This window comes from Caulobacter sp. B11 (genome assembly GCF_002737765.1).
In the GTDB taxonomy this organism is placed as follows: domain Bacteria; phylum Pseudomonadota; class Alphaproteobacteria; order Caulobacterales; family Caulobacteraceae; genus Caulobacter.
The window spans coordinates 1-11,698 of the sequence record NZ_PEGG01000011.1 but is presented as its reverse complement, the minus strand read 5'-3'; the positions used below and the strand labels follow the sequence as shown (position 1 = coordinate 11,698).

Genomic DNA, 11,698 nt, shown 5'->3' with positions numbered 1-11,698 from the left:
GGCAGTCGGTGCGGAGAGTGGCCGAAAAAGCGAACCCTACTGCTCATGGCTGAAACCATGTCGGGCGTGGGTCACTGGCGCCTCGACATAGCCAGCGGCAAGGTCGAGTGGTCTGACGTGGTTTACGTTATTCACGGCGTTAGCCGAGACACGTTTGATCCCAATCTGGGCGATGCGCTGCAATTCTATCATCCCGAAGACCGCGATGTCGTGAAGCGCCACATTGATGACGCCATAGCGAGTCGAACGGGCTTTGGATTTCAGCTGCGCCTACGACGTCCCGACGGCGAAATCCGCCATGTCACCTCAAAGGCCGTCTGCGAGCTTGGGGAGACCGGCGAGCCTATCGCACTGTTTGGACTCTTTCAGGACGTCACCGAGCATCAGGCCCGCCTCGATCGCGCGCGCAAAAGCGAGGCCCGCTATCGCCTGCTCGCCGACAACGCCGCCGATGTGATCACTCTCTACGACGCGGTGGGGGAGGGCTGTATTCCTCACCGGCCCTCGAAAGACTCCTCGGATACGCCGCTGACGAAGTGCAGGGGATGAGCACGGCCGACTTCCTGCATCCCGAAGACCAGCTATCGGTCAGGACGGCCTTTTCAGCGTTGGCGCAGGGCCAAGCCGAAGCCACTGTCCAGCATCGCTCACGACACAAGTTGGGCCACTATGTCTGGGTCGAGACCAGCCTGCGCTCCATCCAAGATGGAGCTGAATCGCAGGCGGCGGTTCTGGGTGTTTCTCGCGATATCCAAGAGCGCAAGGCGCTCGAAGCCGAGACCCTTGTCGCTCGTGACCTGGCGCGCGAGCAGGCCCAAAGAGCGCTACTTGCCGAAGACATCTCTGGAGTTGGCTACTGGCGGGTCGATCTGGCGACGAACGATCTCTTCCTGTCGCCCAAGATGTACGAGATTTACGGCGTAGGGAGCGACCAACCGCTGACGGCGAATGATCTGCTCGCCCAACTCCATCCAGACGAACGGGCCGAGGAACAGGCAAGGATCGCTCGCAGGCTTAAGACCGGCGAGCCGGAGTTCGACGCCGTTTTCAGGATCATCCGCCGAGACGGCGTGGTGCGCCACCTGCGCGGCAGCTCGATCATTGAAATGGAAGCGGACGGCGCGCGCAGGGCGGTGTTGGGAACCGTGATCGATATCACTGACATCTTCGAGGCGCGTCAGGCTGTGGCGGATAGTGAGGCGCGTTATCGGCGTCTGGCCGAACAAGCCACGGACATGATCGCCCGCTTGAGTATTGAGGGGCGTTTCGAGTTCGTCACGCCCTCATCCCAGCACATCCTGGGCTACGCACCCGAGGTCTTGATTGGTCAGAGGCCTCTTGATCTGATCCATCCCGATGATCAAAAGTCGGTGGCCGCGGCGTACCGGGCGCTGTTGCATCAAGGCGTTGAAGCGCCCACGCCCCAGGTTCGATATCGCGGGCTTCATGCTGACGGAGGTTGGATCTGGCTTGAAGGCCGCCCTCGGGTGGTCTTCGATCCGGAAACGGGCGCGCCGCTAGGGTACCAGGACGTGGTTCGCGATATCTCCGTTTCGGTCGCCGCCGAAGAGGCCGCCGAGCAGGCGCGTGCGGCGGCTGAGGCATCGGCTAACGCCAAGACCGACTTCCTCGCCAATATGAGCCATGAGTTGCGAACGCCCCTGACCTCGGTCCTGGGCTTTAGCCGGCTGATCCAGGAGCAACCCGAACTGTCGTCCAACACGCGCCGCTTCGTCGATCGCGTGATGAATGCGGGCGCGGCGCTGCTCGCGACGGTCAACGATATCCTCGATTTCTCAAAACTCGAGGCCGGGCAAATTGAGGTCAAGCGCCAACCAGCCAGCCCCCTGGCTGTACTGACCCAAAGCATCGAGCTTTTCAGCGTGCAAGCCGAAGAGAAAGGCTTGGCGATGCGATTGGACCTTGCTGAGGGACTCCCGGAAACCGTTCTGCTCGATGTGGATCGGCTACGGCAAGTGCTGCTCAATCTCGTCGGCAATGCTGTGAAATTCACCGAGGCCGGCGAAGTCCGGATCGAGGCGAGCTATCAAGACGAGGCCCTCCACTTCGCCGTAAGCGATACGGGAGCGGGGATTGCACCAGAGTTGCAGGCCAAGCTTTTCCAGCGCTTTTCGCAGATTGATGCCTCGGCGACCCGTTCGCACGGCGGCACCGGTCTCGGCTTGGCGATCTGCAAGGGTCTCATTGCCGCGATGGGCGGCGAGATCGGCCTGACAAGCCAAGTCGGCCACGGCGCGCGTTTTCACTTCTCGATCCCCGCGCCAAGAGCCGCGGCGATAGTCCTGCCTGACGCCGCCAAAACCGCACAGGCGCTACCGGTCGGCCTCAGAGTGTTGGTCGCCGACGACAACCCCGCCAACCTTGACGTGGTCGGGGCGGCGCTCCGAGGACTGGGCGTCGAAGTCACGACGGCAGGTGACGGACAATCAGCCTTGGAGATAGCCTCGGGCGCACCGTTTGATGCGATCCTGTTGGATCTGCGAATGCCCGGGCTCGACGGTTCCGCGACGGCGAGCGTGATCCGCCATGGAGGTGGGGCCAATGCGGAAATTCCGATTCTGGCCTTCTCCGCCGATGTGACCAGTCCTCTGGATACAGCGCTGTTTGATGGCTTGATCGCCAAGCCTATCGACCCCGCGGCGCTCTTGATCGCACTATCGGCCGCTTTTGAATTGGAGGCCGATCTTGGGCAATCTTGATCGCCACCCGCCCCGGATATTCGTGGCTGATGATGATCGCGCGATCCTTGATCTGATTACCACCCGGCTCGATCTGGCCGGTTATCACACGACGCAGGCCCGGGATGGATGGGAGGCGCTCGAGGGAATCTACGCGTCGCGACCGGCCGCTCTCGTATTGGATATTGGCATGCCGCGACTTGATGGTCTTGGCGTGCTGCGTCACCTGCGCAAAACGCCCAGTTTCGCGAGTTTGCCCGTTATGATGGTCACCGCGCGCAATACGCCGATGGAGGTGCGTAGCGCCATGGAATTGGGCGCTAGAGACTTCCTGACCAAACCTTTTGAGGACGCACAACTCCTGTCGCGCGTCGCGCGCATGCTTAGGCGGCGCGCACCGCCGCCTCGGCAAAACGATCCGGTCATCCTGGCGTGCTAGCCTCAGGCGCCAGAAGGTCGCGAATCCAAATCGCTCAGGGTCGCCATCCGCACCAGATGACCCAGCCTTGCCGCGCCCATCTTCAACATGAGCGCCCGGCGGTGGGCTTCCACGGTGCGCACGCTGATGCCCAGGCCATCGGAAATCTGGCGGCCGGTGCGCCCTTGGCCGATCTCCACAAGGATTTCCAACTCTCTGGCTGTCAGGGTCTGGAGCCGCTGCCTGACCCTGCCCCGCTCGACGGCTGTCGCCGGATCCACCAGAGGCGGATCGTCGAATGCGCGAACGGCCTCGACCAAGCGAGCGAGGTCTTCACTTTTTTCGAAGAAGTCGCGCGCGCCAGCCTTCATGGCGCTAACGGCCAGCGCCACGTCGGCATGAGCTGTAACGACAACCACCATGATCTTCGGCGCATGCGCACGAAGGGCCTCGGTCAAGGCCACGCCGTCCATGGGCGACATGCGCACGTCGGTTACGACGCACCCAACCGCATCGACCGCCAGGCGCGTCAAAAGGTCACGCGCCGAGCCGAAGGTTTCCACGGAAAACTCCGCTGGCGGAAAATGGGCGGCGATAACGTCGCGCATCAGCGCGTCGTCATCGACAATATATACTTTCCGCCAGCCTTCCGGGTTCGTCATCCGCTTACTCTATCAGGGTTTTGGCGCGCTGCACCGCACCATGCAACATCTCTCCGTTTGGAGCTGCGGTCAGCGGAGCGCGCAGATACACTCGGCTATTGGGTGAGCCTATCGGTACAATTACCTAGCAACAACCGGCAATTGTGCGAGACCATTTATCGTCGTTCAAGTGAGGCTGAGGGATGCCGACCACGAGAACAATCTATGTCCACGATCCTTGCTTTAGACGATGATATACTTTTCTGTGAATTCATTCACGATGTGCTGGTTCAGGACGGTCACTCGGTAGTCACCGCCTACAATGGCGAGGACGGCCTTTGTAGGCTTTCGCGCCAGAGCTTTGACTTAGTGCTAACCGACATCGACATGCCGATCATGGATGGCCTTGAATTTTTTCGACGAGCGAGAGCCATGCCTTCCGCGTTTGAACTGCCATTCATCTTGCTGACAGGCCGTTCCCGCGAGCAGGTCATGGTTGCCGGGTCCGCCATCGAAGGGCTGCCATTCCTGCAAAAGCCCGTAACACCCGGAACAATCTCCAGAACGATCCGGGCGACGCTCGACGATTATGCGCGTGAGCGCGAAGGCCGTGGCGACCACAGACGTGAGATCTCCCCGTGAACGTTCTCTATGTCGATGATGAAGGAGACCTGCGTGAGCTCGCGCAGTATTCGCTGGAGTTGGATCCCAAGATGCGGGTGACGACCGTGGCTTCAGGGGCCACGGCCTTGGAGCACTTGCGCCGAGCGGCTGTCGATGTTGTGCTGCTGGATGTGATGATGCCGAAGATGGACGGACCGGCCGTGCTCGCGACCCTGCGTGCGGAAATCGGGGCCAATCCGCCGGTCATTTTCGTGACGGCCCGAGCATTGCCCGACGAGCGTCGACGATTGCTCGACCTGGGAGCGCTTGAGGTCATTACCAAGCCTTTCGATCCGACGATGTTGGCCCAGGATGTTCGCGCCGCGCTTGCGGGTCGCCATGAGCGATGATCCGCTTGCGCGCCTTCGGGCTCGTTTTACGCAAAGGTGCGGGGAGGATCTTGCCACGCTCCGCTCACTGCTGAACCAGGATGCAATCGCTCGGCGTGAGCCTCTGCGCATGGTGGCCCACGGCCTTTCCGGTATCGCCGGCAGCTTCGGGCACGCCTCGCTGAGCGCCCTGGCCGCCGAAATTGACAATTTGCTCACCCAGAATCAGCGCGTGGGCGACGAGAAGCTTTCCGAACTGGTCACAGCGCTGGAGCGGACCATCGGCGGGGCTTTGAATTCAGACGAAACATGAGAATCCGCCAAGCGCTCTGGCGGTGGGTGCTCATGATCGCCGCTCCGCGGTCTTCAGCCTGACCTTCCGAGGATGATCTTGCGAGATTCGACCCCAACCTCGTCTCCCAGTGCAAGCCGATCCGTCCTGGTGGGGTTAGGCCTTTTCGCAGCATTTTTCGTTGTGGCGGTCTTGTCTCTCAGCTTCGCCAAGGCCGCAGGGCGCGTGGCGGCTGTCTGGCCAGCCAACGCGGTCCTGTTTGTCGCGCTTCTGCGAGCGCCGCCGGGACGCGTGAGGCAGAGCCTTGCTATTGGATGGATGGCCAATCTCGCGGCCAATCTCGCCACGGGGGATGGTCCAACCCGCGCCCTGGTCTTGTCGGTGCTCAATGCGGTCGAGGTGGCTTTGAGCTACTGGGCCGTGACGAGGGTTATCAAGGATAGGGTTGATCTGGCGCGCCCCCGCCACTTGCTCACCTTTCTGGGCCTGGGCGCGATCTTGCCGCCCATCGTTTCGAGCGCTATTGCCTCCAGCTTTCTGCACCTCACCGCCAGCGCGCCTCTCAAGGCGACTTTCTTGACATGGTGGATCGCCGACGCCCTGGGTCTGGTGATCTTCGCGCCGGCCTTGCTCATTCTCGCCGACAGCGGGCGAACAGGCTCTCGCGATTGGGCGAGCTTACGAAGATCAAGCGCCTTGTTTTTGGTACTCGGCGCGGCGCTTTGCTTGGTCTTTCTCCAGACACGGCTGCCCCTTCTCTACGTCATACCGCCCATCCTCGTACTGCTCACCTTCCAACTTGGCCTCCCGGGCGGCGCATGGGGCGTGCTGCTGACGGCGGCCTTTTCGATCATCGCTCTGATGTTCGGACGGGGGCCGGCCACGCTGGTTGGGACAGACCTGGGGCTTAGGGTTCAAACCTTACAGACCTTCCTTGCGTTCATGGCTCTGACGACGCTGCCCCTGGCCTCGGTCCTGGGGGTGCGTCGCCAGTTCGAGGACTCGATTCAAGCCTCGCGGGTCGCCGCCGAGCAGAGCGAGGCTCGCTACCGCCAACTGGCCGAGGTCGTGCCGGACCTGATCATCCGCGCCACGCCGGGCGGGATCATCAACTATGCCTCTCACGCTGCGTCGCGTTACGGCTATGACCCCGCCGACTTGGTCGGGAAGTCCATTCTCTCCTATCTTCACCCTGATGACGTCGCTGCCGCTGCGGCGCGCACGCAGGTCAACTTTGCCTCCGGCGGCATCGATCCGTCCCTGCGGCGCGAGCAGAGGGTGCGCACCGCCAGCGGCGACTGGGTTTGGCTAGAGGGCAACCCAGCGCAAATTCTGGGGCCCGACGGTCAGGTTCTGGAAGTGGTCAATGCGTTCCGGGACGTGACGCGTCGACGCCAATTGGAAGACAACCTTAACGCCGCCGTGCTGGCGGCTGAGCACGCCGCCCAGGTCAAGACCGACTTCCTGGCCAATATGAGCCACGAAATTCGCACGCCGCTCACCGCCATTGTTGGGTTCTCCAAGCTACTTCAACACAGTGGGACCCTGGCAGGGCGTGAGGCCCTTTTCGCAAGCCGTATCGATCGCGCCAGCCAGTCACTGCTCACACTGGTCAACGACATCTTGGACATATCCAAGATCGACGCGGGCGGCTTGATCTTGGCCAACGAGCCCTTCGACCTCGCGGCGGTCGCGTCCGAGAGTCTAGACTTCGTGATGCCTCAGGCGTCGGCTAAAGGCCTCGATTTGCGCCTGGATTTCACCGCGGCTGGCGATACACTCTCCGGCGACGCTGATCGTCTTCGCCAAGTCTTGGTCAATCTACTCAGCAACGCCGTCAAGTTCACGGAGTCGGGCTTTGTTGTCTTGAAAATCTCGATTGAAGAGGCGAGGGACGTTGTCTTCGCCGTCACGGACAGCGGTATTGGGATAGATCCTAGTCAGATTGATCGCCTGTTCGACCGCTTTACCCAGGCCGATAGCTCCGCCACTCGCGAAAAGGGAGGCACGGGCCTTGGCCTTGCGATCAGCGCGGCCTTGGTCGCGGCGATGGGCGGACGGCTATCCGCTCGCAGTCAACTCGGGGCCGGCGCGACCTTTACCTTTTCCCTTCCTCGCCAAGGCGTCAAGATTTCACATTAACCTGTGAAATCTCACGGTCAATTTTGTCGCTTTCCTAGACTAATCATCGTGTTCCAAGTCCGGAACACCCCGTGACAGGGAAGGTCGGTTTCGAGGCAGTCCAGCGCTCAAGGGCGCATCACACCGTTGGCCTCAAGGTAGCGCTGGGTGGCGGTGACGCAGGCGAAGGTCGGACTTCAGAAGACGAGACGAACTGTAGGTGCAGCAGCCGGTCAGATGTGATCGGACTCATCGTGCGGCTACGCCGCCTTATTGCGTCTAAGGAATATTATCAGAAATTTGATGGGCTACCTGAAGACGGGCGCTTCAGCGTCCTCACGCATCGTCCCGCGCGCCGCCCATCATCCACATCGCCTTTTCATGGCGCGGGACGGAACTCCAGAGCAGCGCGGGCCGCAAGCGGCGCGATCAGATCGGCCTGACCCCGACTGATGCGAGGTCAGGGTCAGCAATCAGCTCACTTCACGGCGATGAAGATGGGGTTGGCGTAGAACCATAGGTCGGCCCAGGGATCTTCGCCCAGCGGGTCGGGCTGCGGCTCCAGCTCCGCGCCGTTCGTGCCGCGCAGTCGCACATAGTTGGATTGGCGGACGTTCTTGAGCACATAGACCATCGACAACTGCTCGCCCTCCCGGACCCAGGTCGTGGGCGTGAAGCGGCGAACGACCCGCGTTGAGGCATTGGCGTCGAGGGCGCGGTTTGAGGCCGGTCCGGTGACATCGCCCTGGATCAAATCGATGCGCGCGACGTCCGGCTTGTGGCCACCGAAATTCCGGCCGGCGGGATCGCGCACCCGAATGATGATCGTGACGTCGCTGCCCGCCGCCACCTCGAGCCGCCCGCCGATCTCGGCCGACTTGCGGCCATCGGCGGTCGTGGCGGTGACATCGACCTCGGAGACCAGGTCGCCGAGCGTCACGAACACCCGGCCCTGGCGCAGACCGTCGAGCACGTCGTCATAGGTGCGCGCGGCCTTCACATAGGTCTTGGAATATTCGCCTGGCCAAAAATCGTCGCCGCCTTCGGTATAGTGGCGGTGGGAGTCCGAGGTCGAGGTGATCCACCAGTGGCGCCCCTCCCCCAGCATCGAATCCCAGAAGCCGCCGAGCTGGGCGGTCATGCGGTCGAAGCCGCCAAGGGTCGGGGCCCGTGAATAGCCGCCGCGATCGCCCTTGGGCTTGGCCGAACCGTCCGCGTTGAGGGTTGAGGCCTGGTGGCCTGGCGCCCCTTCCATGCCCACGGCGACCTGGGGCGCGGTGTCGTTCCAGTTGCGCAGTTCGGCCGGGGAAACCAGGCCGTACTGTCCCGGCGTCTCGGCCGTGCGCGAGGGATGGTTGACGATCAGCACCGGCGGCTGGGGCAGCGACTGCATGTGGCGCAGCGCGTCCAGCATGAACGGTTCGGTGTCCCGCGCCGGATCGGCGGGCCAGGGCTCGCGGCGGTTGTAGCCCGTCTCGATGCCGAAGAGCGCCTCGCGTTCCATCGCCGAGCGGGGGATGATGACGCTGGAATGTTCGGCCGCCGGCGTGTCCAGCTCCATGCCCCAGAACTGCAGCACGCCTGGGGTCAGGGTCCGCGAGCGGACAAGCTCGGGATAGGCCTCGTTACGGTTCAGCTTGGCATGGTTGGGGCCGCCATGGTCGGTGGCGACCATCCAGGACAGGCCATGACCGGCCGCCTGGCGCGCATTGACGGTGATCGGATTGACGGCGTCTCCAGCCTTGACCAGCACGGGCGGCTGGCCCGGCGTGTCCGACGGTTTGACACTGGCGCTGAACCAGCTGTGGACATGGTGATCCCCCGCCAGCCAGCGCCGATCGGCCGGATCAGCCGGTCCGGTGGCGGGGTGCGGCGGCGCGACCGGCCGGACAGCGTGACCCGGATGGGCCGAGGCCGACATCGGGGCCACGGCGAGCAGACCAAGGGCCGCCGCGACGACGGCGTGGGAGACCTGGCCCCGACGGGCCCTGGAGAAAAGCATGTGCATGACGACATTCTAGCCGTGAACTGCGACGCTCATGTTGCAGTGAGCACGACGCGCCGGTCGAGGATGCCGACCGGCCTTACCGATCAGCGGGACGCAAGGTCGTTTCGAACCTCAGGCCATCATAGGCCGGTTCGACATTGGCTGGAAGATAGGCCTTCAAGCTCTTGTAATCCAAGTCGATATGCAGGTTCGTCAGGATGGCGTGGCGCGGCCTGGCCCGGGCGATCCAGTCGAGCGCCAGCTGGACATGGGCGTGGGTCGGATGCGGCGTCCAGCGCAGGGCGTCGACGATCCAGACATCCAGATCGGCCAGGGCCGGCCAGCTCTCTTCGGGAATGGACAGCACATCGGGCGTGTAGGCCACGTCGCCCAGCCTGTAGCCGACCGCGCGGACATTGCCATGGTCGAGGTCGAAGGTCGTGACCGGAATGGCGCCGCTCGGCCCGTCGACCCACCAGGCCTGGCCATGATCGGGGATCGCCACGGCGTCGCAGATGGCCGGGTAGCCGCCGTGGCTTTCAAAGATATAGCTGAACCGCTGCTTCAGGCTTTCGCGCGTGGCGAAGTCCATGTGGGTCGGAATGCGCGCCCTCTGGCTCAGAAAAAAGGCGCGCAGATCGTCGATGCCGTGGGTCTGGTCGGCATGGTCGTGGGTGAACAGGCAGGCGTCGATGCGGCGGACCCCGGCGGCGGCGGTCTGCAGGCGCAGGTCGGGCGAGGTGTCGACGATCAGGGTGGTGTCGTTCCGCGGCCCCTCCCCGCCCAGGCGACGCGCCAGCAGCGAACAGCGACCGCGCGCGTTACGGGGCTCGGCAGGATCGCAGTCGCCCCAATTGCCGTCGGCGCGCGGCACGCCGCCCGACGAGCCGCTGCCGAGGATCGTGAACTCCAGCCGGGCGCTCAAGGCCGGGCTATCCGGTCGAACAGAGCGAAGAAGGCGTCCTCGGTCCGGGCTTCGGCGTCCGCGCGGGTCCAGCCCCTGACCTCGGCCAGCTTGTCCAGAACATGCGGCAGATAGGCCGGCTCGTTGCGGCGGCCGCGCATCGGCACAGGGGCCAGATAGGGACAATCGGTCTCGACGATGATCCGCTCGGCCGGCATGTCGGCGATGATGTCCCGCACGTCCTGCGCCTGTTTGAAAGTGGCGATGCCCGAAACCGAGAACCAGGCCCCCAGGGCCGCGGCCCGGCGCGCAAGGTCCGCGCCGCTGGTGTAGCAGTGCATCAGGATCTTGAACGGCCCCCGGGCATGCTCCTCCTCGAGGATCTCGGCCATCAGGTCATCGGCCTCGCGGGTGTGGACCACCAAGGGCAGGCCGCTGTCGCGCGCGGCGGCGACATGGGCCCGGAACACCGTGGCCTGGATGTCGCGCGGGCTGAAATCATAGTGGAAATCCAGACCGGTCTCACCGATCCCGACCACCCGCGGCCGCGCCGCCAGGTCCAGCAGGGCCTGGGTCGTCAGGTCCGGATTTTCCTTGGCCTCGTGCGGGTGGGTGCCGACCGTGCACCAGATGTCGTCGTGGGCCATGGCGATGGCGTGGACGGCCTCGAACGACGAGACCTTGTCGCAGATGGTCACCATCAGGGCGATCCCGGCCTCGCGGGCCCGTGAGATCACCGCATCGCGGTCTTCATCGTACTGGTGGGCGTGGAGATTGACGTGGCTATCGATCAGCATGGCTTCACATCGCCGCCCGGGCCGTGGCGCGCAAGTCCGCGATCGCCGTCCAGAACACATCGGCCCGGTCGAGATTGACGGCCTCGGCCTCGCCGGGCCAGCGAACGACCCGCTCCCAGGTCGCGATCCAGCGATCCAGGCCGGACGGAACCCGGTCGGCCGCCATGCCGGTGGCCATGGCGTGGATCTGGTCGGCCAGACGATCGAACAGCAGCTCGAAACGCGCCGCGCCCTCCGCGCCCTTGAAGGTGTCGGCCAGGGCCAGCAGCGCGCCCTCGTCGATCTCGGGCAGTTTGCGCAGGATCTCGCCCGCCGTGTCGTCAGCGGCCAAGGCTCCCGCGGCGGCCAGTTGCAGCGCCCTGCCCGGCGCGCCGCGGGCCATTCGCGCCAGCCGCTCGGCTTCGTGACGCGACAGCCCCGCACGCTGCTCGACCATTTCGACGGCCAGGGACAGGCTGGGCGCCGCGATCAGCAGGCGTCGGCACCGTGAGCGGATGGTCGGCAGCAGCCGGCCCGGCGAGTGGCTGACCAGCAGGATCACCCCGCGCGACGGCGGCTCTTCCAGGGTCTTGAGCACCGCATTGGCGGCATTGACGTTGAGATCGTCGGCCGCATCGATGATCGCCACCCGATAGGGCGAGGTGGCCGGGGAATTGGCGAAGAATTCCGGCAGGCGGCGGGCCTCGTCGACCGGGATCGACTTGCGCGCCTTGCCGTCGTCGGTGGCGCGTTCCAGAACCATCAGGTCGGGATGCGACCGCGCCGCGACCTGGCGGCTGACGGGATCGGAAGGCGACACGCCCAGGGCGCCGTAGGTCGTATCAGCCTGTCCGCCGAGCAACCGGCG

The 11,698-nt window shown here is 64.1% G+C and carries 12 protein-coding genes; 7 read left to right on the top strand and 5 right to left on the bottom strand.

What is annotated here, in order from left to right:
• The 3 genes from CSW58_RS00880 to CSW58_RS00870 all read left to right on the top strand — a co-directional run.
• Positions 1–549, top strand: a 549-nt coding sequence (locus tag CSW58_RS00880; protein ID WP_236627565.1) for a PAS domain-containing protein, incomplete at its 5' end; no start/stop codon positions are given.
• A complete protein-coding gene (locus CSW58_RS00875; protein WP_099445937.1) occupies positions 537–2,720 on the top strand; it encodes a PAS domain S-box protein in 2,184 nt (727 codons plus the stop codon). The genes CSW58_RS00880 and CSW58_RS00875, both read left to right, overlap by 13 nt.
• Complete coding sequence (locus CSW58_RS00870) at positions 2,707–3,138, top strand: response regulator transcription factor (RefSeq protein WP_099445936.1); 432 nt, start codon at positions 2,707–2,709, stop codon at positions 3,136–3,138. Before CSW58_RS00875 ends, CSW58_RS00870 begins: the two co-directional genes overlap by 14 nt.
• 2 nt (positions 3,139–3,140) lie before the next feature.
• On the opposite strand, the gene CSW58_RS00865 is transcribed toward CSW58_RS00870, so the two are convergent.
• Positions 3,141–3,779, bottom strand: a complete 639-nt coding sequence (locus CSW58_RS00865; protein WP_099445935.1) for a response regulator transcription factor — start codon at positions 3,777–3,779, stop codon at positions 3,141–3,143.
• A 204-nt stretch (positions 3,780–3,983) separates the two neighbouring features.
• Between CSW58_RS00865 and CSW58_RS13910 the strand changes: the two genes are divergently transcribed.
• The 4 genes from CSW58_RS13910 to CSW58_RS00845 all read left to right on the top strand — a co-directional run bounded on the left by CSW58_RS13910 (position 3,984) and on the right by CSW58_RS00845 (position 7,184).
• On the top strand, positions 3,984–4,400 hold the full coding sequence (locus tag CSW58_RS13910) for a response regulator (RefSeq protein ID WP_161494532.1): 417 nt from the start codon (positions 3,984–3,986) through the stop codon (positions 4,398–4,400).
• Positions 4,397–4,771 (top strand): response regulator, encoded by a 375-nt coding sequence (locus CSW58_RS00855; protein WP_099445933.1) that lies wholly within the window; start codon positions 4,397–4,399, stop codon positions 4,769–4,771. The genes CSW58_RS13910 and CSW58_RS00855 overlap by 4 nt, the downstream gene beginning before the upstream one ends.
• On the top strand, positions 4,761–5,063 hold the full coding sequence (locus CSW58_RS00850; protein WP_161494531.1) for an Hpt domain-containing protein: 303 nt from the start codon (positions 4,761–4,763) through the stop codon (positions 5,061–5,063). The genes CSW58_RS00855 and CSW58_RS00850 overlap by 11 nt, the downstream gene beginning before the upstream one ends.
• A 72-nt stretch (positions 5,064–5,135) precedes the next feature.
• Entirely contained in the window at positions 5,136–7,184 is a 2,049-nt protein-coding gene (locus CSW58_RS00845; protein ID WP_099445931.1) for an ATP-binding protein, read from the top strand.
• 457 nt (positions 7,185–7,641) lie between these two features.
• On the opposite strand, the gene CSW58_RS00840 is transcribed toward CSW58_RS00845, so the two are convergent.
• The 4 genes from CSW58_RS00840 to CSW58_RS00825 all read right to left on the bottom strand — a co-directional run.
• Positions 7,642–9,171, bottom strand: coding sequence for a phosphoesterase (locus tag CSW58_RS00840; RefSeq protein WP_369825047.1), 1,530 nt, complete (start codon positions 9,169–9,171; stop codon positions 7,642–7,644).
• Positions 9,172–9,247: 76 nt separating this feature from the next.
• Positions 9,248–10,075 (bottom strand): MBL fold metallo-hydrolase, encoded by an 828-nt coding sequence (locus CSW58_RS00835; protein WP_099445930.1) that lies wholly within the window; start codon positions 10,073–10,075, stop codon positions 9,248–9,250.
• A complete protein-coding gene (locus CSW58_RS00830) occupies positions 10,072–10,851 on the bottom strand; it encodes a TatD family hydrolase (RefSeq protein ID WP_099445929.1) in 780 nt (259 codons plus the stop codon). Before CSW58_RS00830 ends, CSW58_RS00835 begins: the two co-directional genes overlap by 4 nt.
• A gap of 4 nt (positions 10,852–10,855) precedes the next feature.
• The coding region (locus CSW58_RS00825) for a DNA polymerase III subunit delta' (protein WP_099445928.1) at positions 10,856–11,698 on the bottom strand (843 nt) is incomplete at its 5' end.

Excerpts from the sequence above, each read along its gene's own strand:
- CSW58_RS00865 (WP_099445935.1), bottom strand. The coding sequence starts at position 3,779 with ATGACGAACCCGGAAGGCTGGCGGAAAGTATATATTGTCGATGACGAC.
- CSW58_RS13910 (WP_161494532.1), top strand. The coding sequence starts at position 3,984 with ATGTCCACGATCCTTGCTTTAGACGATGATATACTTTTCTGTGAATTC.
- CSW58_RS00850 (WP_161494531.1), top strand. The coding sequence starts at position 4,761 with ATGAGCGATGATCCGCTTGCGCGCCTTCGGGCTCGTTTTACGCAAAGG.
- CSW58_RS00845 (WP_099445931.1), top strand. The coding sequence starts at position 5,136 with ATGATCTTGCGAGATTCGACCCCAACCTCGTCTCCCAGTGCAAGCCGA.
- CSW58_RS00840 (WP_369825047.1), bottom strand. The coding sequence starts at position 9,171 with ATGCACATGCTTTTCTCCAGGGCCCGTCGGGGCCAGGTCTCCCACGCC.
- CSW58_RS00830 (WP_099445929.1), bottom strand. The coding sequence starts at position 10,851 with ATGCTGATCGATAGCCACGTCAATCTCCACGCCCACCAGTACGATGAA.